Here is a 233-nt window from a genome sequence, read left to right as displayed (position 1 = left end):
TGCGCATTTGAGCGAAATCAATGCCAAGAAGAGGCCGTTGCCTGCGGAAATCGACATTTTCAAGCCCATAGGCTGGGCGTTGACCAGCTTTTCGCGCACTTTAAAGAAGCTGAACAGGATTAAAATAATGCCTGAAATGAAAACGGCACCCAAAGCCACACGCCAGTCCAAGCCCATGCCTTTGACGACGGCAAAGGTAATGTAGGCGTTCAAACCCATGCCCGGTGCAATGG

At 50.6% G+C, this 233-nt stretch carries 1 pseudogene; it reads right to left on the bottom strand.

The features are described 5' to 3' along the window. Positions 1-233 (bottom strand): annotated as a pseudogene (locus ACTHSP_RS24175) (NCS2 family permease); the annotation flags it as partial.

The sequence above is a fragment of the Neisseria sp. P0001.S005 genome (assembly GCF_051963715.1).
The sequence above is the reverse complement of the archived record's forward strand: the minus strand, read 5'-3'. Positions and strand labels throughout refer to the sequence as shown.